Below are 19,729 nucleotides of genomic sequence, written 5' to 3' on the forward strand. Positions count from 1 at the left end.
CGTAATGCTCCTCACTTGGCGCGGAAGGTGATGCGACCCTTGGTCAGGTCGTATGGCGTCATCTGCACCGTCACCTTGTCGCCCGGCAGGATGCGGATGTAGTGCATGCGCATCTTGCCTGATATAAATGCATGGATCACGTGGCCATTCTCAAGCTTCACTTTGAAGGTTGCATTGGGCAAATTCTCCTGAACCTCGCCCTGCATCTCGATGACATCTTCCTTGGCCATGCGCCCTATCTGCCGGGGAACCCCGCCCCCTTGAAATTCGCCTTCTTCAACAGGCTCTCGTACTGATGGGTCATGACGTAGGCCTGCACCTGCGACATGAAATCCATGGTCACTACAACGATGATCAGCAGGCTGGTTCCGCCGAAGTAGAACGGCACATTCCACTTCAGGATAAGGAACTCCGGCATCAGGCAGACCAGGGTGACGTAAATTGCACCAGCCAGCGTCAGTCGCATCAAAATCTTGTCGATGTATCGGGCCGTCTGATCGCCAGGGCGAATGCCGGGGACGAAGGCACCGCTCTTCTTCAGGTTGTCTGCTGTCTCCTTCGAGTTGAAGACCAGCGCCGTGTAGAAGAAGCAGAAAAAGACAATTGCTGCGGCATACAGCATCACGTAGATGGGCTGGCCAGGTGAGAGCGTTGCTGCAATGTCCTTCAGCCAGAACATGCCCTCGCCAGAACCGAACCAGCCGGCCACGGTGGCAGGAAACAGGATGATCGAGGAAGCGAAGATCGGCGGGATAACGCCAGACATGTTCAGCTTCAGCGGCAAATGCGAGCTCTGGCCGCCATATACCTTGTTACCGACCTGACGCTTGGCGTAGTTCACCAGAATCTTGCGCTGGCCGCGCTCCACAAAAACGACAAAGCCGGTTACCAGGAATACCAGTGCAATGATGAAGATCGCCGTCAGGGCGTGCATGGCTCCAGTGCGCACCAACTCAAGGAGCCCGCCGATGGCACTGGGCAGGCCTGCCGCGATGCCGGCGAAAATAATGATCGAAATGCCATTGCCCAAGCCGCGCTCGGTGATCTGCTCGCCCAGCCACATCAGGAACATGGTGCCGGTCAGCAACGTCGTCACGCAGGTGACACGGAACAAGATGCCAGGATCGAGCACCAAACCGGGCTGTGATTCAAGCGCTATGGCGATGCCAAGACCCTGCACGAGGGCCAGAGCGACCGTGCCATAGCGGGTGTATTGGGTAATCTTGCGCCGACCAGCCTCACCTTCTTTCTTCAGCGCCTCCATCGATGGCAACGCCACCGTCATCAGTTGCATGATGATCGAAGCAGAAATGTAGGGCATGATGCCCAGCGCAAAGATGGTAAAGCGCGAAAGGGCGCCCCCGGAAAACAGGTTGAAGATGCCAAGAATGCCACCCTGTTGGCCTTGGAACAGCTCGGCCAGCTGCACCGGGTCGATACCCGGTACGGGAATGTGCGCACCGATGCGATAGACGATCAGCGCGCCGAGCAGGAACATCAGCCGGCGCTTCAGGTCGCCGAACTTTCCAGTCTTGCCCAGAGTTGCAGTTTCGTTGGCCAAGGCGCTTCCCGATTACTCCGCCGCTACGCTGCCGCCGGCGGCTTCAATGGCGGCCCTGGCGCCCTTGGTGGCACCAACCCCCTTCAGCGCAACTTTCTTGGTCAGCTTGCCCGACAGGATGACCTTGGCAGACAGCGCATCGCCCGGCACCACGCCGGCCTGCTTCAACACCAGCAGGTCGACCTCTCCAACCGGGAGTCTCTCCAGGTCGGACAGGCGCACTTCGATGTTGCGGGTGCGCGTCAGCGAGACAAAGCCACGCTTGGGCAGGCGGCGCTGCAATGGCATCTGGCCACCCTCGAAGCCGGTCTTGTGGAAACCGCCGGCACGGGACGTCTGGCCCTTGTGGCCACGGCCGGCCGTCTTGCCGAGACCACTGCCGATACCGCGCCCAACGCGGCGTTTGGCGTGCTTGGCGCCCGCAGCAGGTTTGAGATTGTTCAGTTCCATTTAACCCTCACACTTCACGAGGTAGGCGACCTTGTTGATCATGCCGCGCACCGCAGGCGTGTCAATCAGTTCGACCGTATGATTGCGGCGCTTGAGTCCGAGGCCGCGCACGGTGGCGCGGTGATCCTGCTTGGTGCCCATCAGGCCCTTCACCAATGTAACTCTGACTTTCTTATCGGCCATGGCTTACCCCAGAATCTCTTCGATGGTCTTGCCACGCTTGGCTGCCACTTCGGCTGGAGTGCTCATCTTGGTCAGACCGTCCAGCGTCGCACGCACTACGTTGTAAGGATTGGTCGAGCCCAGGCATTTGGCCAGCACGTCAGTCACGCCCATCACTTCGAAGACTGCACGCATAGGACCGCCGGCGATGATGCCGGTACCGGCCGAGGCGGGCTGCATCAGCACGCGCGATGCGCCATGCTCACCGATAACGGCATGCTGCAGGGTGCCATTCTTGAGTGAAATCCTGACCATCTTGCGACGCGCCTCTTCCATGGCCTTCTGCACGGCAACAGGTACCTCGCGGGATTTCCCCTTGCCCATGCCGATGCCGCCATCACCGTCACCGACCACGGTGAGCGCGGCAAAGCCAAGGATGCGTCCGCCCTTCACCACCTTGGTAACGCGGTTGATGGAGACCATCTTCTCGCGCAGGCCGTCGTCACGCTCCTCCGACGTCTGCGGTTTTCTCGTCTGCGGTTTTGCCATTGCTAACCTCGCTTAGAACTTGAGTCCGCCTTCACGCGCGGCTTCGGCCAGCGCCTTTACGCGACCGTGGTACATGAAGCCGGAACGGTCGAACGCGACCGTCTCGACACCGGCGGCCTTGGCCCGCTCGGCGATCAGTTTGCCGACCAAGGTTGCCGCCATGACGTTGCCGCCACTGGGTGCCTGCTTTCGCACACCCTCCTCGACAGTCGAGGCGGCAGCCAGTACCTTCGCGCCGTTGCCGTCGATGATCTGGGCATAGATGTGGCTGTTGGAACGATGCACGCAAAGGCGCACCGTCTTGAGTTCGGCAATCTTGGCTCGGGTTTTGCGAGCTCTGCGCAAACGCGCCTGCTTTTTGTCCATTGCGGTACCCTTACTTCTTCTTCGTTTCTTTCAGAACGATGACTTCGTCCGCGTAGCGCACGCCCTTGCCCTTGTAAGGCTCTGGCGGACGATAGCCGCGCACTTCAGCCGCCACCTGACCCACAACTTGTTTATCGATGCCCTTGATGATGATTTCCGTCTGCGAGGGCGTCTCTACCTTGATGCCAGCCGGCATGTCATGCACTATCGGGTGGGAGAAGCCGAGCGTCAGGTTGAGCTTGGTGCCCTGCGCCTGGGCGCGATATCCGACGCCGACAAGGGTCAGCTTCCTTTCAAACCCCTTGGTAACACCCGTCACCATGTTGGACAGCAAGGCACGCATCGTGCCGGAATGGGCACTGCCAAGCTCGGCGCCTGCTACTGCCTTGCACTGGAGCTTATCACCGTCACGCTCAATGCTGACCGACGGATGCACAGCCTGCTTGAGCGTACCGAGGGGACCCTTTACGCTGACTTCGGCCGCTGACAGCGATACTTCAACGCCCTTGGGCAACTCAACAGGATATTTAGCAATACGTGACATCGTTTCCTCCTTACGCCACGATGCACAGCACTTCGCCACCGACATTGGTGGCGCGCGCGCGACGGTCAGTCATAACGCCCTTCGGCGTCGAAACGATGGCGATACCCAAGCCATTCATCACGCGCGGCAGATCACCAGATCCCTTGTAGACACGCAGTCCAGGGCGCGAAATTCGCTCGATGCGCTCGATCACAGGGCGCCCGGCGTAGTACTTCAGGGCGATATCCAATTGTGATTTGCCTTCGGTCTCGCGCACGGCGAAATCATCAATATAGCCCTCGTCCTTCAGCACGGCGGCAATAGCCACCTTGAGCTTGGAAGACGGCATGGCAACGGAGTTTTTCTGGGCCATCTGCGCATTGCGGATGCGCGTCAGCATATCGGCGACCGGATCAGTCATGCTCATTCTCGATCTCCTCTTACCAGCTGGCCTTGATCATGCCTGGCACTTCGCCTCGCATGGCCACTTCGCGCAGCTTATTGCGGCAAAGTCCGAACTTGCGGAAATAACCGCGCGGACGGCCGGTCAATTCGCAACGGTTGCGCTGGCGGACCGGGCTGGCATTGCGCGGCAACTGCTGGAACTTCAGCCGCGCCTCCATGCGCTCCTCGTCGGAGAGCTTGGCATTGTTGATGATGGCGAGCAGTTCGGCGCGTTTGGCGGCGTACTTAGCCACCGTTTTGGCGCGCTTGGCTTCGCGATTCTTGAGTGCAAGTTTCGCCATGGTTCCCTCAGTTCTTGAAGGGGAATTTGAAGGCGGCGAGAAGCGCCTTGGCTTCTTCGTCGGTCTTCGCGGTTGTCGTGATGCTGATGTTCATGCCACGCAGGGCGTCGATCTTGTCGTACTCAATTTCCGGAAAGATGATCTGCTCCTTGACACCCAGGTTATAGTTGCCGCGGCCATCGAAGGCCTTGCCCGAAATGCCTCGGAAGTCGCGGATGCGCGGCAGGGCGATGCTGACTAGGCGATCGAGGAACTCGTACATGCGGCCGCCACGCAGCGTAACCATGCAGCCGATCGGGTAGCCTTCACGGATCTTGAAGCCGGCAATCGATTTCTTCGACTTTGTCGTGACCGGCTTCTGGCCAGCGATCTTGGTCATGTCGCCCACCGCATGCTCGAGCACCTTCTTGTCGCCGACCGCCTCGCCCACGCCCATGTTGAGCGTTATCTTGGTGATGCGGGGCACTTCCATGACTGACTTGTAGCCGAACTTCTTGGTCAGTTCGGCCATCACGGTCTGTTTGTAGTATTCCTGCAAGCGCGCCATAAATCCTTCCTTACGCTTCCACAGTTTCGCCATTCGACTTGAAAACGCGGACCTTACGGCCATCGTCCAGCGTCTTGAAGCCGACTCGGTCGGCCTTTTGCGTCGCGGGGTTGACCAGCGCCACGTTCGAAACATGAATCGGCATTTCCTTCTCCAGGATGCCACCGGGCTGACCTTTGACCGGATTTGGCCTGGTGTGCCGCTTGACCTTGTTCACGCCCTCTACTAGCACGCGGTCGTCCTCAAGGCTGCGCAGCACGGCACCACGCTTGCCCTTGTCCTTGCCGGCGATGACGATGACGTTGTCGCCCTTGCGAATTTTGTTCATGGCCAGAATCCTCAGAGAACTTCGGGCGCCAGCGAGACGATCTTCATGAAGCGCTCGGTACGCAGCTCACGCGTCACCGGACCGAAGATACGCGTGCCGATCGGCTCGAGCTTATTGTTGAGCAGCACCGCGGCATTCCCGTCAAACTTGACGACCGAACCGTCTGGACGGCGCACACCCTTGGCGGTACGAACCACCACTGCGCTATAAACCTCGCCCTTCTTGACGCGGCCGCGCGGTGCAGCATCCTTGATGCTCACCTTGATCACATCACCGATGCCGGCATAGCGGCGCTTTGAGCCGCCCAGCACCTTGATGCACATGACTGAACGTGCGCCAGTATTATCGGCGACATTCAGCACCGTCTGCATTTGAATCATTGTTCAATCTCCAACTTAATCGCAGCGTGTGCCGCGGTCAGTCTTGGAACCCGTCCGGGTTGGACCCGACCAGCTGACCAGTCAGGCATAAAGCTCGTTCAATACTGGCAGCAGTACTGAACGAGGAAAATAGCCGGCAATTGTATCGGTATTCGCCGGCCGAGTAAACAGGCTTGGCGAATTAAATTATATCGCGCGCGCCTTTTCCACCACACGTGTCACGCGCCAGGCCTTGGTCTTGGAGACCGGGGCGCACTCCTCGATCTGCACCACATCACCAGCGCCAGCCTCTAGGCCTTCGATATGGGCCGCGTATTTGCGCGAACGGGTGACAATTTTGCCAATCGGGTGTTTAACCCGCCGCTCAACTAGTACGGTGACGGTTTTCTGCATCTTATCGCTGACGACGCGGCCTGTTAGGGTCCGTCGCACTTTCTGAGTTGCCTCGTTCATTTCGTTGCCGCCTTTTCACGCAAGAGGGTTTTCACGCGCGCAATGTCCTTGCGCACCTTGCCGAGCTGGCTGGTATTTTGCAGTTGCTGGGTTGCCACCTGCATGCGCAGCGAAAACTGCGCCTTGCGCAACTCCATCAGTTCCTTGTTCAGGTCGGCCGCGTCTTTGGCCCTGAGTTCTTTCGCTTTCATGATCACCCCACCTGGCGCACGACGAAGGTCGTCTCAATCGGGAGCTTGGCCGCTGCCAGCGCAAATGCCTCACGGGCCAACGTCTCGTCCACCCCGTCCATTTCGTAAATCACCTTGCCTGGCTGGATCTCGGCAACGTAGTACTCGGGATTGCCCTTGCCATTGCCCATCCTCACCTCTGCGGGCTTCTGGGAAATGGGCTTGTCCGGGAAAATACGGATCCAGATACGGCCGCCGCGCTTGATATGGCGGGTCATGGCACGGCGGGCAGCCTCGATTTGACGCGCTGTCAGACGGCCGCGGCCGATGGCCTTGAGGCCAAATTCGCCGAAACTCACCTTGGTGCCGCGCGTTGCAATGCCCTTGTTGCGGCCCTTCTGTTCCTTGCGATATTTCCTGCGTGCTGGTTGCAGCATTGCTCTTACTCCTTACCTTCCGCCTTGGGCGCGGCAGGCTTGCGCACGCGCTTGGCAGGCGTCTTGGCCGGCGCGGCTGCCTCGCCCGCAGGGGCGGCGGCATCCGGCTTGGCTTCGGCTGACTTGGTGGCGGGCTTGCGCGGTGTGCGCGGCTTGGCTGCCGGCTTGGTCTCTCCCTCGCCTTCAGCCCTGGCAGTCGGGCGGGCAGGGGCCTTGCGCATCTTCTTCGCCGGCTCCTCTGCGGGCGCGCCTTCCGGAGCAACCGCCGGCTGCTCGTTTCGCGCCATCGTTTCGCCCTTGAACACCCACACCTTAATGCCGATGATTCCGTAAGTGGTCTTGGCTTCCGAAGTGCCGTAATCGATGTCAGCGCGCAGGGTATGCAGGGGCACGCGGCCTTCACGATACCACTCGCGGCGGGCAATCTCGGCGCCATTCAGGCGGCCGGAACTCATGATCTTGATGCCTTGAGCACCGAGCCGCATGGCATTCTGCATTGCGCGCTTCATGGCGCGGCGGAACATGATGCGCTTCTCCAGTTGCTGGGCAATCGAATCGGCGATCAGCTGCGCATCTGTCTCAGGTTTGCGGATCTCTTCAATGTTGACATGGACCTGTACGCCCATGATCTTCTGCAGATCGGCCTTCAGATGCTCGATGTCCTCACCCTTCTTCCCGATGACAACGCCGGGGCGGGCTGAATACACCGTGATGCGGGCGTTCTTGGCCGGGCGCTCGATGACCACGCGGCCGACCGAGGCATGCGCCAGCTTCCTTTTCAGGTAGTCGCGCACCTCGATGTCTTCATTGAGCATCTGTGGGAACGATTTGCTGTTGGCGTACCAGCGCGAACTCCAGTTGCGCGTGACCGAGAGGCGGAAACCGGTCGGATGTATCTTCTGTCCCATAGTTTCTCCTTACTTCCTTCCGGATTTCTTCGCTGGCGCGTCACCGACGGTGACATAGATATGGCAGGTCGGCTTGAGGATCTTGAAGCCGCGACCCTTGGCGCGAGGCATGAAGCGTTTCAGCATCATGCCTCGCTCGACATGGATCGTCTTGACCTGGAGCGTATCGATGTCTGCACCGTCGTTGTGCTCAGCATTGGCAATCGCCGACTCAAGCACCTTTTTGATGATCTTGGCGCCCTTCTTCGGCGAGAATGTCAAGACGTTGAGCGCCTGGTCCACCGGCAGGCCGCGGATCTGGTCGGCGACAAGCCTTCCCTTCTGCGCCGAGAGGCGGACGCCACGCAAAATTGCATTGGTTTCCATCATCTCTCCTTACTTCTTGACCACGGCTTTTTTTGTGCCGGCAGTATGCCCCTTGAACGTGCGAGTCAGGGCGAACTCGCCGAGCTTGTGGCCGACCATGTTTTCCGAGATGTACACCGGAATGTGCTGCTTGCCGTTATGCACGGCGATGGTCAAGCCGACGAAATCCGGCAGGACAGTGGAGCGCCGCGACCACGTCTTGATCGGGCGTTTGTCGTTGGTAGCGCGCGACGTTTCCACCTTCTTTTCCAGGTGGGCGTCGACGAACGGGCCTTTCTTAACTGAGCGTGCCATGCTTCACCTCTTATTTCTTGTGCCGGCGCTGGACGATCATGCTGTCCGTGCGCTTATTGCGGCGTGTACGGTAGCCCTTGGTCGGCGTACCCCACGGGCTGACCGGATCACGGCCAGCGGCGGTCTTGCCCTCGCCGCCGCCATGCGGGTGGTCGATCGGGTTCATCGCCACACCGCGCACCGTCGGACGAATACCGCGCCAGCGCTGGGCACCAGCCTTGCCGATTGAGCGCAGGTTGTTTTCCTCATTGCCCACCTCGCCGATTGTCGCGCGGCACTCGACGTGCACGCGGCGAATCTCTCCGGAACGCAGGCGCAACTGCGCATAGCTGCCTTCACGCGCCAATAGCTGTACAGAAGTGCCGGCTGCGCGCGCCAGCTGGGCGCCCTTTCCGGGAACCATCTCGATGCAGTGGATGGTGGTACCGACCGGGATGTTGCGCAGCGGCAGGGCGTTACCCGGCTTGATCGGGGCCTCAGAACCGCTAATCAATTGCGTGCCCACTGCCACTCCCTTGGGTGCCACGATATAACGACGCTCGCCGTCGGCATAGCAGAGCAGGGCCAGGTTGGCGCTGCGGTTCGGGTCATACTCAAGCCGCTCGACCTTGGCCGGAATACCGTCCTTATTGCGACGGAAATCGACGATGCGGTAGTTCTGCTTGTGCCCGCCGCCCTTGTGGCGCGTAGTAATGTGGCCGTGGTTGTTGCGGCCTGCCTTGCTGTTCTTCTTTTCGACCAGCGCAGCGACAGGCGCACCCTTGTGCAGGTCGGGGTTGACGACCTTGACCACAGCGCGGCGACCGGCAGAAGTTGGTTTGACTTTGACGAGTGCCATGGATTATTCCCCCGCCGCAAAGTTAATTTCCTGACCTGGCTTCAGGCAGACGTAGGCCTTCCTCACGTCGTTGCGTCGGCCGACAAAGCGGCCGTGGCGTTTTTCCTTGCCTTTCAGGTTGGAGACTTGCACCGAATCGACCTGCACCTTGAAGAGCAACTCGACTGCGGCCTTGATCTCCGGCTTGGTCGCGTCCGGCGCGACAATGAAGATCACCTGTTCGTTCTTGTCAGCAACGTACGTCGCCTTCTCGGAGATCTGCGGCGCGACGAGGACCTGCATCAGGCGTTCCTGGTTGAAGGTTTTCATCCCAGCATCTCCTCCATCTTTGCCACCGCGCCCTTGGTCAGCAGCACGTTTTTGAAACGGACCAATGAGATCGGGTCAGTCTCATTAACCTCGAGCACCAGCACGTTGGGCAGATTACGCGAGGACAGATACAGGTTCTCGTCCAAGTTGTCGGTGATCACCAGCACGGACTCCAAGCCCATGCCCTTGATTTTCTGGGCCAACAATCTGGTCTTCGGCGATTCGACGGAAAAGTTCTCGATAACGGCCAGGCGATCTTCGCGGGCCAACTGCGAGAGGATCGCCGCCAAACCGGCGCGGTACATCTTGCGATTGACCTTGTGGCTGAAATTCTCGTCCGGTCGGTTCGGGAAGATGCGGCCACCGCCACGCCACAGCGGACTGGAGGACATACCGGCGCGGGCACGTCCTGTACCCTTCTGGCGCCATGGCTTCTTGGTCGTATGGCTGACTTCGCCGCGATCCTTCTGTGCCCTATTACCTGAGCGGGCGTTGGCCTGGTAGGCGACAACAACCTGGTGCACCAGGGCTTCATTGTAGTCACGGCCGAACAGCGCATCAGATGCCTGCAGGGTCGACGCGGTCTTGCCTTGTTCGTTGATCAGTTTAAGTTCCATCGCGTCCCCTTAACCCTTGATCGCCGGATGGACCACGACGTCAGTGCCACGGCTGCCTGGCACAGCGCCTTTGACGAGCAACAGTTGACGTGCTTCGTCGACGCGAACGACTACCAGATTCTGCGTAGTGCGCTGAACGTTTCCCATATGACCGGCCATGCGCTTGCCAGGGAAGACGCGGCCCGGATCCTGATTCTGTCCGATCGAGCCGGGCTTGTTGTGGGACACGGAGTTGCCGTGGCTGGCCCGGTTCGATGAAAAATGGTGACGCTTGATGACGCCGGTGAAACCCTTCCCCTGCGAAGTGCCAGTCACATCGACCTTCTGGCCTGCCTGGAAAATCGTCGCGGCAATGATGTCGCCTGGCTTGAAATTCGCCAGATCACCGGCTGCGACACGGAACTCCTTGAGGACATGGCCGGCTTCGGTGCCGGCCTTGGCGAGATGCCCCGCTGCCGCCTTGTTCACGCGACTCGCGCGGCGCTTGCCGTAGGTCACCTGCACTGCGGCGTATCCGTCAGCTTCAGGTGTCTTAATTTGCGTGACGCGGTTATTCGACACGTCAAGCACCGTCACCGGGATGGTTTCACCATCATCGGTAAAGATGCGCGTCATGCCGACCTTGCGTCCGACAAGGCCCAGACTCATTTTATTCTCCTATCCCCGGTTGCGATTGACCGGGACTTATTAACAAACAACAACTGGAACAACATGGCAGCCGATACTCTGGCCGCAACACAAATCGTTACTGCAACTTGATCTCGACGTCGACACCTGCGGGCAGATCGAGTTTCATCAACGCATCCACCGTCTTGTCGGTCGGGTCGATAATGTCCATTAGGCGCAGATGAGTACGGATCTCGAATTGGTCGCGCGAAGTCTTGTTCACGTGCGGGCTGCGCAGCACGTTGAAGCGCTCGATACGGGTAGGCAGCGGTACGGGACCGCGCACGACGGCACCAGTGCGCTTGGCCGTATCCACTATCTCGAGGGCCGACTGGTCAATCAGCCGATAGTCGAATGCCTTGAGACGGATGCGGATTTTCTGGTTTTGCATGTCAATTCCCTAAAGAGCGATGCTTGGCGCACTCGCGCCAGGCGATAATTTACTCGATCACCTTAGCCACGACGCCGGCGCCGACGGTGCGACCACCTTCGCGGATGGCAAAGCGCAGGCCCTCTTCCATGGCGATCGGCGCAATCAACTTCACCGTAATGGTGATGTTGTCGCCCGGCATCACCATCTCGGTGCCCGCCGGCAGCTCGATCGAGCCGGTAACATCGGTGGTGCGGAAGTAGAACTGCGGACGATAGCCGTTGAAGAACGGGGTGTGACGACCACCCTCGTCCTTGCCCAGCACATAGATCTCGGCCGTAAAGTGGGTGTGCGGCGTGATCGAGCCCGGCTTGGCCAGCACCTGGCCGCGCTCGACTTCCTCGCGCTTGGTGCCGCGCAGCAGCACGCCGACGTTGTCGCCCGCCTGACCCTGGTCCAGCAGCTTCCTGAACATCTCGACGCCGGTGCAGGTGGTCTTCACGGTCGGCCGCAGGCCGACAATCTCGATTTCCTCGCCAACCTTGACAATGCCGCGCTCAACCCGACCCGTCACCACGGTGCCGCGGCCGGAGATCGAGAAGACGTCTTCGATCGGCATCAGGAAGGGGCCGTCGATGGCGCGCTTGGGCTCGGGGATATAGGAGTCGAGTGCCTCGGCCAGCTTGAGAATGGAGCCTTCGCCCAGATCACCCTTGTCGCCTTCGAGTGCCTTCAGCGCCGAACCCTTGACGATGGGAATGTCGTCGCCGGGGAAGTCGTACTTGCTGAGCAGCTCGCGCACTTCCATCTCCACCAGCTCGAGCAGCTCGGCATCGTCCACCATGTCGCACTTGTTCATGTAGACGATGATGTAGGGCACACCAACCTGGCGGGCCAGCAGAATGTGCTCGCGCGTCTGCGGCATCGGGCCGTCAGCCGCCGACACCACCAGAATCGCACCGTCCATCTGCGCCGCACCCGTGATCATGTTCTTCACATAGTCGGCATGGCCCGGACAATCGACGTGGGCGTAATGCCGGTTCGTCGTCTCGTACTCAACATGCGCCGTGTTGATGGTAATGCCGCGCGCCTTCTCCTCCGGCGCCGCATCAATCTGGTCGTAGGCCTTCGCCTCACCACCAAACTTGGTCGACAACACCGTCGTGATCGCCGCCGTCAGCGTCGTCTTGCCATGGTCAACGTGTCCAATCGTCCCCACGTTCACATGCGGCTTCGTACGTTCGAATTTGCCTTTGGCCATGTTTCTATTCCCCTAAAGAACAAATCACTTCTTGTTGATGATCGCCTCGGCGACGTTCTTCGGCGCCTCGGAATAATGCTTGAATTCCATCGAATAAGTGGCGCGACCCTGCGTAAGCGAGCGCAACTGGGTGGAATAGCCGAACATTTCGGCCAGCGGCACCTCCGCTTTGACCAGCTTGATGCCGCCGACCTGGTCTTCCATTCCTTGCACCATACCACGGCGACCTGAGAGATCGCCCATGACGTTGCCCATGAAATCCTCGGGGGTCTCGACTTCGACCGCCATCATCGGCTCAAGCAGGACCGGGCTGGCCTTGCGCATGCCGTCCTTGAAAGCAATGGAGGCCGCCATCTTAAAGGCATTTTCGTTCGAGTCTACATCGTGGTAGGAGCCATCGAATAGGGTGACCTTCACATCCACCACCGGGAAGCCAGCCAACACGCCATTCGGCAAGGTGTCAATCAGGCCCTTTTCCACAGCCGGAATGAATTCACGCGGCACAGTACCACCCTTGATGGCATCGACGAACTCGAAACCCTTGCCGGCCTCGTTCGGCTCCATACGCAACCAGACGTGGCCATACTGACCACGGCCACCCGACTGCTTGATGAACTTGCCTTCGACTTCGGCACTCTTCTTGATTGCCTCGCGGTAGGCAACTTGAGGAGCGCCAACATTAGCCTCAACGCCGAACTCTCGCTTCATGCGATCAACAAGGATCTCCAGATGCAATTCGCCCATGCCGGAGATGATGGTCTGGCCGGACTCTTCATCGGTACGCACGCGGAATGAAGGATCCTCTTGCGCCAGGCGGTTAAGGGCGATGCCCATCTTCTCCTGGTCGGCCTTGGTCTTCGGTTCGACGGCAACGTGAATCACCGGCTCGGGGAACTCCATCTTCTCAAGAGTGATCACCTTGTCCGGATCGCACAGCGTCTCTCCGGTGGTCGCTTCTTTCAGGCCGACTGCGGCGGCAATATCGCCGGCGCGCACTTCCTTAATTTCCTCACGCTGGTTAGCGTGCATCTGCAGAATGCGGCCGATGCGCTCCTTGCGGCCTTTGATCGGGTTGTAGATCGTATCGCCGGAATTGATTACACCCGAGTAGACGCGGAAGAAAGTCAGCTGCCCGACATAGGGGTCGGTCATGATCTTGAAGGCAAGAGCGGAAAACGGTTCCTCATCTGAGGCCCTGCGTTCACCTTCTTGCTCGTTTTCCAGATGGCCTTTGACCGGAGGAATGTCAGTCGGCGCCGGCATCAATTCGATGACGGCATCCAGCATGGCCTGAACGCCCTTGTTTTTGAAAGCGGAGCCACACAGCATCGGCACGATTTCGCTACCAATGGTCCTCAGACGCAGCCCCATCTTGATGTCCTCCTCGGAGAGGTCACCCTCTTCAAGGTACCTGTTCATCAGCTCTTCGTTGGCTTCAGCTGCCGCTTCGACCATCTTCTCGCGCCATTCCTTCGCCTTTTCGGCTAGGTTGGCGGGAATGTCGCGAAGCTCGAATTTCATGCCCTGGCTTGCATCTTCCCAGAAAATCGCCTTCATGCGGATCAGGTCGACCACGCCCTCGAAGGTATCCTCCGCACCGATCGGCACTTGCAGCGGCACAGGATTGGCCTTCAGGCGCAGCTTCATCTGGTCATAGACCTTAAAGAAATCGGCGCCCTGACGGTCCATCTTGTTCACAAAAGCCAGGCGCGGGACCTTGTACTTATTGGCCTGGCGCCAAACCGTCTCCGACTGCGGTTGCACACCACCCACCGCGCAGTACACCATGCAGGCACCATCGAGCACACGCATGGAGCGTTCCACTTCAATGGTGAAGTCAACGTGGCCCGGGGTATCGATGATATTGATGCGATGTTCGGGAAATCTGCCGTCCATTCCCTTCCAGAAGCAGGTGGTAGCAGCAGACGTGATGGTAATGCCACGCTCGCGCTCCTGCTCCATCCAGTCCATGACGGCTGCGCCATCGTGAACTTCGCCAAGCTTATGCGAGACGCCCGTATAAAACAGGATGCGCTCCGTGGTCGTGGTCTTGCCAGCATCAATGTGGGCACTGATGCCTATGTTTCTATAGCGATCAATCGGGGTCGTACGCGCCACTTTGCTTACCTGCCTTATCTAAACCAAACCGCCAAGGCGTCTCAACGTGACACCGTGGCGGACATTTTCCCTGTCAAGGCCGGGAATCCCGGCCGCTCATCAGAACCGATAATGCGCGAAGGCCTTGTTGGCCTCGGCCATGCGGTGCACTTCCTCACGTTTCTTCACTGCGCCGCCGCGACCTTCGGCTGCCTCCAGCAGTTCGCCGGCTAGCCGGGCACCCATCGACTTTTCGGAACGTTTGCGCGCCGATTCGCGTATCCAGCGCATCGCCAGAGCAGCTCGGCGCACCGGGCGCACTTCCACAGGAACCTGGTAGTTGGCACCACCAACGCGACGGCTCTTCACCTCGACGGACGGCTTGACGTTACTGACCGCCTGCGTAAACACTTCCAGCGGATCCTTGCCAGACTTGCTCTTGATCTGATCGAAGGCACGATACAGCGTGCTTTCGGCAACCGATTTCTTGCCGCTCACCATCAGCACATTGACAAATTTGGCCACGTCCTGATTGCCGAATTTAGGATCCGGCAGAACGTCGCGTTTCGGAACTTCTCTGCGTCGTGGCATATTCTCTTACTCCAATTCTTCCAGTTACGCAGCCTTCGGCCGCTTCGCACCGTACTTCGAGCGAGACTGCTTGCGATCCTTGACGCCTTGCGTATCCAAGCTGCCGCGCACAATGTGATAGCGCACGCCCGGCAGGTCCTTAACGCGGCCGCCGCGAATCAACACCACAGAGTGCTCTTGCAGATTGTGGCCTTCGCCGCCGATGTAGGAAATCACCTCAAAACCGTTGGTCAGCCGCACCTTGGCGACCTTTCTCAACGCCGAGTTCGGCTTCTTTGGCGTCGTCGTATAAACGCGGGTGCATACACCACGCTTGGCAGGGCAATTGGCAAGCGCTGGTACCTTGCTTTTGGTAACCGGGGCCTTGCGCGATTTCCGCACTAACTGGTTGATTGTTGGCATATTCTCGAATTTCCAAAAAACCGAGGCGGCAATTATGGCTACGCCGCCCCGGGATTCGTTTATTTCTTACGCAGCGCGCGGTTTTGCCACGCCGTTCGCAAAGAGGCCGGATTATAAGGGGTTTTTCAAATCAGCGTCAACCAGCTTGAATATCTTCCTGCGCCGCCCCTTCCTCGACCACCAATTCGCGATTCGCGGCAATATCCTCTCCCACGGCCTGCATGCGCCGCGTACGGTGATAGGCCAATCCAGTACCCGCTGGAATGAGCCGGCCCACGATGACGTTTTCCTTGAGGCCGCGCAGTTCATCCCGCTTGCCCATGATCGCCGCCTCGGTCAGCACGCGCGTAGTCTCTTGGAAGGAAGCTGCCGAGATAAAGGAGTCTGTCGACAACGAAGCCTTGGTGATGCCTAGCAGCATGTATTGGTATTCTGCCGGGCGCTTGTTTTGGTTGATCGCCTTGTCGTTCTCGTCCAGCACCTCCGCCCGTTCCACCTGCTCCTCCCGGATGAAGTGGGTATCGCCCGGGTCAGTAATGACAACGCGACGTAGCATCTGGCGCACGATCACCTCGATGTGCTTGTCGTTGATCTTCACGCCCTGCAGGCGGTACACGTCCTGCACCTCGTCGATGATGTAGCGGGCCAGTTCCTCGACCCCCTTCAGACGCAGAATGTCGTGAGGGTCGGCCGGTCCGTCCACAATCACTTCACCGCGGTTAACAACCTGGCCATCGTGGGCCATGACGTGCTTGTCCTTCGGAATGAGGTACTCGTGCGCTGTACCATCTGGCTCGGTAATCACGAGGCGCTGCTTGCCCTTGGTGTCCTTGCCGAAGGACACCGTGCCGGTAACTTCCGCCAGCATGCCGGCGTCCTTGGGGGAGCGGGCTTCGAAGAGTTCCGCCACGCGCGGCAGGCCGCCCGTGATGTCGCGAGTCTTCGAGGATTCCTGCGGGATGCGCGCCAGAATGTCGCCAACGCTTGCCTCCTGACCGTCCTTCACGGTGATAATAGAGCCAACCTGGAAGGTGATGGTCACTGAATGGTCTGTGCCGTGGATTTTCACCTCTTCTCCAGAGGGCGTCAGCAGTTTGACCTGCGGGCGCAGGCCTTTGGCAGCAGCGCCTGCCTTGCGCTTCGGGTCGATGACGACCAGCGTTGAGAGTCCTGTCACCTCGTCGATTTGCTTGGTGACTGTGACACCTTCCTCAACGTTCTCGAATCTCACTATACCGGCGTATTCCGTAACGATGGGACGGGTATGCGGATCCCATGTGGCCAGCTGAGTGCCGGCCTTAACGTGCTTACCATCGTCCACCGCCAGCATGGCCCCATAGGGCACTTTGTGCCGCTCTCGCTCCCGGCCATGGTCGTCAGTCACCAGCACTTCGGCTGAGCGCGCAATGACTACCTTCTCGCCTTTCGGGTTGGTGACATAACGCATATTCTGCGTGAAACGGATCGTCCCTGCAGATTTGGCCTCGATGTGTGAAGCCGCAGCTGCGCGCGAGGCCGCACCACCGACGTGGAACGTGCGCATGGTGAGCTGGGTGCCCGGCTCGCCAATCGACTGTGCAGCGATGACACCGACCGCCTCGCCCGAATTGACCAGGACGCCACGACCTAGGTCGCGCCCGTAGCACTTGGCGCATAGACCGTAACGCGTCTCACAGCTGAGGGGAGTGCGTACGCGCACTTCATCGACACCAAGCATCTCGATAAGATCGACCGCATCCTCGTCGAGAAGGAAACCAGTCGGAAACAGCACGTCCTGCGTCTCTGGATGGAGCACATCGGAAACAGTAACGCGGCCAAGTACGCGCTCGCGCAGCGCTTCGACAACCTCCCCGCCCTCTACCAGAGCCTTCATGGCGAAGCCATTGCTGGTACCGCAATCGTCCTCGGTCACCACAAGATCCTGCGTTACGTCCACCAGACGACGGGTCAGATAGCCCGAGTTGGCAGTTTTCAACGCAGTATCAGCCAAGCCCTTGCGCGCACCGTGCGTCGAGATGAAGTACTGTTGAACATTGAGGCCTTCGCGGAAATTTGTGGTGATCGGTACCTCGATGATCGAGCCGTCCGGCTTGGCCATCAGACCGCGCATACCCGCCAATTGGCGGATCTGCGCTGCCGAACCACGGGCACCCGAATCGGCCATCATATAGATGGAGTTGAAGGACTCCTGCGCTACCTTCTTGCCGTTCCGGTCGGTGACTTCCTGATGGGAAAGCTGCTCCATCATGGCCTTCGCTACCTGGTCCCCGGCGCGCCCCCAGATATCCACCACTTTGTTGTAGCGCTCGCCGTCGGTCACCAGGCCGGAAGTATATTGCTTTTCAATTTCCTTCACTTCATGCTCTGCAGCCGAAATGATTTCATGTTTCTGCGGAGGCACCAGCATGTCTCCGATCGAAATCGAAATGCCGGCGCGCGTAGCCAAGCGGAAACCAGCCTGCATGAGTTTGTCTGCAAAAATCACCGTTTCCTTCAGCCCGCAACGTCGGAAGCAGGCGTTAATGAGGCGCGAGATTTCCTTCTTCTTGAGCGGCTTGTTGATGATCGAGAAAGGCAGGCCGGCGGGGAGTATCTCCGACAGCATTGCACGTCCGACCGTAGTCTCATAGCGCGTGATTTTCTCGCGCTTCTCGCCGGTTTCACTCACCTCGTATTCTTTGATCCGCGCCAGGACGCGGGCATGCAGGTCCGCCTTGCCAGACTCATAGGCACGCTTCACCTCGGGAATGTCAGCAAAGGCCATCCCTTCGCCACGGGCGTTGATGTACTCGCGCGTAGCGAAATAGAGCCCGAGCACGATATCCTGCGAAGGAACGATGATCGGCTCGCCGTTGGCAGGCGAGAGGATATTGTTGGAGGACAGCATCAGGGTCCGCGCCTCCATCTGCGCTTCCAGAGACAGCGGCACATGAACGGCCATCTGGTCGCCGTCGAAGTCGGCGTTGAAAGCCACGCAGACCAGCGGGTGCAACTGGATCGCCTTGCCTTCGATCAGCGTCGGTTCAAAGGCCTGGATGCCGAGACGGTGCAGGGTCGGCGCGCGGTTGAGCATCACCGGATGCTCGCGGATAACTTCCTCGAGGATATCCCACACTTCAGGTACTTCCTGCTCTACCAGCTTCTTGGCCGCCTTGATAGTGGTGGCAAGGCCGAGCAATTCAAGCTTGTTGAAGATGAATGGCTTGAACAACTCGAGGGCCATCTTCTTTGGCAGGCCGCACTGATGGAGTTTCAATTGGGGGCCGACAACGATGACCGAGCGGCCGGAGTAGTCGACGCGCTTGCCCAACAGGTTCTGACGGAAGCGACCTCCCTTGCCCTTAATCATGTCGGCAAGGGACTTCAGCGGGCGCTTATTGGCTCCCGTCATGGCTTTTCCGCGACGGCCGTTGTCGAGCAGCGAGTCAACTGCTTCCTGCAGCATGCGCTTTTCGTTGCGCACGATGATCTCGGGCGCCTTCAGTTCCAGCAGGCGCTTCAGGCGATTGTTGCGGTTGATGACGCGACGATAAAGGTCGTTGAGATCCGAAGTGGCGAAACGGCCACCGTCCAGCGGCACCAGCGGACGCAGATCGGGCGGCAGGACGGGCAGCACTTCGAGAATCATCCAGTCCGGCTTGATGCCGGATTGCTGGAAGGCTTCCAGCACCTTAAGGCGTTTGGCTATCTTCTTGATCTTGGCTTCAGAGCCAGTCGTCTCGAGTTCCTTGCGCAGCACATCGATTTCGTGGTTTACGTCAAGGGTGCGCAGCAGTTCGCGGATGCCCTCGGCGCCCATCACCGCGGCGAAATCATCGCCATATTCCTCAACCTTGGCGAGATAGTCGTCCTCGGAAAGAAGTTGTGCGCGGTTCAGTGGCGTCATGCCGGCGTCAACCACTACATAGGCTTCGAAATAAAGCACTCGCTCGATGTCGCGAAGTGTCATGTCGAGCACCATGCCCAAGCGGCTGGGCAGGCTCTTCAGGAACCAGATGTGCGCAACCGGCGAGGCCAGCTCAATGTGGCCCATGCGTTCGCGGCGCACCTTCGATAGTGTGACTTCTACGCCGCATTTTTCGCAGATGACACCACGGTGCTTGAGGCGCTTGTACTTGCCGCAGAGGCACTCGTAGTCCTTCACAGGTCCGAAAATCTTGGCGCAAAAGAGGCCGTCGCGCTCCGGCTTGAAGGTACGGTAGTTGATGGTCTCAGGCTTTTTTACTTCGCCATAGGACCAGGAGCGGATTTTCTCAGGCGAGGCGAGACCGATGGTAATGGCGTCGAACTCTTCTTCCTGAGTTACCTGCTTGAACAGATCGAGTAGTGCTTTCATGT

The 19,729-nt window shown here is 59.1% G+C and carries 28 protein-coding genes; all 28 read right to left on the minus strand.

All coding sequences use genetic code 11. From position 1 onward, the window contains the following. Positions 1-11: 11 nt before the first annotated feature. Positions 12-230, minus strand: coding sequence for a translation initiation factor IF-1 (gene infA / locus ROZ00_11815; GenBank protein ID MDT3736906.1), 219 nt, complete (start codon positions 228-230; stop codon positions 12-14). Positions 231-235: 5 nt separating this feature from the next. After that, positions 236-1,498, minus strand: a complete 1,263-nt coding sequence (gene secY, locus ROZ00_11820; GenBank protein MDT3736907.1) for a preprotein translocase subunit SecY — start codon at positions 1,496-1,498, stop codon at positions 236-238. A 75-nt stretch (positions 1,499-1,573) separates the two neighbouring features. After that, on the minus strand, positions 1,574-2,011 hold the full coding sequence (gene rplO, locus ROZ00_11825) for a 50S ribosomal protein L15 (GenBank protein ID MDT3736908.1): 438 nt from the start codon (positions 2,009-2,011) through the stop codon (positions 1,574-1,576). Then, a complete protein-coding gene (gene rpmD, locus ROZ00_11830; protein MDT3736909.1) occupies positions 2,012-2,194 on the minus strand; it encodes a 50S ribosomal protein L30 in 183 nt (60 codons plus the stop codon). A gap of 3 nt (positions 2,195-2,197) precedes the next feature. Beyond that, a complete protein-coding gene (gene rpsE, locus ROZ00_11835; GenBank protein MDT3736910.1) occupies positions 2,198-2,722 on the minus strand; it encodes a 30S ribosomal protein S5 in 525 nt (174 codons plus the stop codon). Between the two features lie 12 nt (positions 2,723-2,734). Beyond that, entirely contained in the window at positions 2,735-3,088 is a 354-nt protein-coding gene (rplR, locus tag ROZ00_11840; protein MDT3736911.1) for a 50S ribosomal protein L18, read from the minus strand. Between the two features lie 10 nt (positions 3,089-3,098). Next, positions 3,099-3,632, minus strand: a complete 534-nt coding sequence (gene rplF, locus ROZ00_11845) for a 50S ribosomal protein L6 (protein MDT3736912.1) — start codon at positions 3,630-3,632, stop codon at positions 3,099-3,101. Positions 3,633-3,642: 10 nt separating this feature from the next. Continuing rightward, entirely contained in the window at positions 3,643-4,038 is a 396-nt protein-coding gene (gene rpsH / locus ROZ00_11850) for a 30S ribosomal protein S8 (GenBank protein ID MDT3736913.1), read from the minus strand. A gap of 13 nt (positions 4,039-4,051) precedes the next feature. Next, complete coding sequence (gene rpsN / locus ROZ00_11855) at positions 4,052-4,357, minus strand: 30S ribosomal protein S14 (GenBank protein ID MDT3736914.1); 306 nt, start codon at positions 4,355-4,357, stop codon at positions 4,052-4,054. Between the two features lie 7 nt (positions 4,358-4,364). Continuing rightward, positions 4,365-4,904 (minus strand): 50S ribosomal protein L5, encoded by a 540-nt coding sequence (rplE, locus tag ROZ00_11860; GenBank protein MDT3736915.1) that lies wholly within the window; start codon positions 4,902-4,904, stop codon positions 4,365-4,367. Positions 4,905-4,914: 10 nt separating this feature from the next. Continuing rightward, on the minus strand, positions 4,915-5,232 hold the full coding sequence (gene rplX / locus ROZ00_11865; protein ID MDT3736916.1) for a 50S ribosomal protein L24: 318 nt from the start codon (positions 5,230-5,232) through the stop codon (positions 4,915-4,917). Between the two features lie 11 nt (positions 5,233-5,243). Continuing rightward, positions 5,244-5,612 (minus strand): 50S ribosomal protein L14, encoded by a 369-nt coding sequence (gene rplN / locus ROZ00_11870; GenBank protein MDT3736917.1) that lies wholly within the window; start codon positions 5,610-5,612, stop codon positions 5,244-5,246. Positions 5,613-5,798: 186 nt separating this feature from the next. Continuing rightward, positions 5,799-6,065 carry a 30S ribosomal protein S17 gene (gene rpsQ / locus ROZ00_11875; GenBank protein MDT3736918.1) on the minus strand — a complete coding sequence of 89 codons (267 nt, stop codon included), beginning with the start codon at positions 6,063-6,065 and terminating at the stop codon, positions 5,799-5,801. Next, positions 6,062-6,256, minus strand: a complete 195-nt coding sequence (rpmC, locus tag ROZ00_11880) for a 50S ribosomal protein L29 (protein ID MDT3736919.1) — start codon at positions 6,254-6,256, stop codon at positions 6,062-6,064. Before rpmC ends, rpsQ begins: the two co-directional genes overlap by 4 nt. 2 nt (positions 6,257-6,258) lie before the next feature. Then, on the minus strand, positions 6,259-6,672 hold the full coding sequence (gene rplP, locus ROZ00_11885) for a 50S ribosomal protein L16 (protein ID MDT3736920.1): 414 nt from the start codon (positions 6,670-6,672) through the stop codon (positions 6,259-6,261). 5 nt (positions 6,673-6,677) lie between these two features. Continuing rightward, positions 6,678-7,580, minus strand: coding sequence for a 30S ribosomal protein S3 (gene rpsC, locus ROZ00_11890; protein MDT3736921.1), 903 nt, complete (start codon positions 7,578-7,580; stop codon positions 6,678-6,680). A gap of 9 nt (positions 7,581-7,589) precedes the next feature. Then, the gene (gene rplV / locus ROZ00_11895; GenBank protein ID MDT3736922.1) at positions 7,590-7,946 is read right to left on the minus strand and encodes a 50S ribosomal protein L22; all 357 of its coding nucleotides are present in this window, start codon (positions 7,944-7,946) and stop codon (positions 7,590-7,592) included. A gap of 9 nt (positions 7,947-7,955) precedes the next feature. After that, positions 7,956-8,240: a 30S ribosomal protein S19 gene (rpsS, locus tag ROZ00_11900; protein MDT3736923.1), complete on the minus strand. Its 285-nt coding sequence runs from the start codon at positions 8,238-8,240 to the stop codon at positions 7,956-7,958. 10 nt (positions 8,241-8,250) lie between these two features. After that, complete coding sequence (rplB, locus tag ROZ00_11905; protein ID MDT3736924.1) at positions 8,251-9,078, minus strand: 50S ribosomal protein L2; 828 nt, start codon at positions 9,076-9,078, stop codon at positions 8,251-8,253. A gap of 3 nt (positions 9,079-9,081) precedes the next feature. Continuing rightward, positions 9,082-9,387 (minus strand): 50S ribosomal protein L23, encoded by a 306-nt coding sequence (gene rplW / locus ROZ00_11910; GenBank protein MDT3736925.1) that lies wholly within the window; start codon positions 9,385-9,387, stop codon positions 9,082-9,084. Further along, positions 9,384-10,004 (minus strand): 50S ribosomal protein L4, encoded by a 621-nt coding sequence (rplD, locus tag ROZ00_11915; protein ID MDT3736926.1) that lies wholly within the window; start codon positions 10,002-10,004, stop codon positions 9,384-9,386. The genes rplW and rplD overlap by 4 nt, the downstream gene beginning before the upstream one ends. Positions 10,005-10,013: 9 nt before the next feature. After that, complete coding sequence (gene rplC, locus ROZ00_11920; protein ID MDT3736927.1) at positions 10,014-10,652, minus strand: 50S ribosomal protein L3; 639 nt, start codon at positions 10,650-10,652, stop codon at positions 10,014-10,016. 97 nt (positions 10,653-10,749) lie between these two features. Further along, positions 10,750-11,061, minus strand: coding sequence for a 30S ribosomal protein S10 (rpsJ, locus tag ROZ00_11925; GenBank protein MDT3736928.1), 312 nt, complete (start codon positions 11,059-11,061; stop codon positions 10,750-10,752). 49 nt (positions 11,062-11,110) lie between these two features. Next, complete coding sequence (gene tuf, locus ROZ00_11930; GenBank protein MDT3736929.1) at positions 11,111-12,301, minus strand: elongation factor Tu; 1,191 nt, start codon at positions 12,299-12,301, stop codon at positions 11,111-11,113. A gap of 24 nt (positions 12,302-12,325) precedes the next feature. Continuing rightward, positions 12,326-14,419 (minus strand): elongation factor G, encoded by a 2,094-nt coding sequence (fusA, locus tag ROZ00_11935; protein MDT3736930.1) that lies wholly within the window; start codon positions 14,417-14,419, stop codon positions 12,326-12,328. A gap of 99 nt (positions 14,420-14,518) precedes the next feature. Beyond that, a complete protein-coding gene (gene rpsG / locus ROZ00_11940; GenBank protein ID MDT3736931.1) occupies positions 14,519-14,989 on the minus strand; it encodes a 30S ribosomal protein S7 in 471 nt (156 codons plus the stop codon). Between the two features lie 24 nt (positions 14,990-15,013). Beyond that, on the minus strand, positions 15,014-15,391 hold the full coding sequence (gene rpsL / locus ROZ00_11945) for a 30S ribosomal protein S12 (GenBank protein MDT3736932.1): 378 nt from the start codon (positions 15,389-15,391) through the stop codon (positions 15,014-15,016). Between the two features lie 136 nt (positions 15,392-15,527). After that, positions 15,528-19,727, minus strand: coding sequence for a DNA-directed RNA polymerase subunit beta' (gene rpoC, locus ROZ00_11950; GenBank protein ID MDT3736933.1), 4,200 nt, complete (start codon positions 19,725-19,727; stop codon positions 15,528-15,530). Between the last annotated feature and the right edge of the window lie 2 nt (positions 19,728-19,729).

It is taken from the genome of Denitratisoma sp., from assembly GCA_032027165.1.
Classification (GTDB): Bacteria; Pseudomonadota; Gammaproteobacteria; order Burkholderiales; family Rhodocyclaceae; genus Desulfobacillus.